Raw genomic sequence first — 202 nt, 5'->3', positions numbered from 1 at the left:
AGCGCTACCGCTGTCGCCAGTGCCGCCGCTCCTTCAACGCGCTGACGAAGACCCCGCTGGCCTTTATCCGGCTGCGCGAGAAATGGTTGCCGTTCCTGCAGTGCATGTTGGGTTCGATGACGGTACGGGCCGCAGCCGAATCCACCGGCATCCACCGCAACACCAGTTTTCGCTGGCGTCACCGTTTTCTTGCCATGGCCAA

At 62.4% G+C, this 202-nt stretch carries 1 protein-coding gene; it reads left to right on the top strand.

What is annotated here, in order from left to right:
• The coding region (locus GM672_RS28850; RefSeq protein ID WP_170300309.1) for an IS1 family transposase at positions 1–202 on the top strand (202 nt) is incomplete at both ends.

The sequence above is a fragment of the Pseudoduganella buxea genome (assembly GCF_009720835.1).
Lineage (GTDB): Bacteria > Pseudomonadota > Gammaproteobacteria > Burkholderiales > Burkholderiaceae_D > Rugamonas > Rugamonas buxea.
This window is presented reverse-complemented; position numbering and strand designations above follow the sequence as displayed.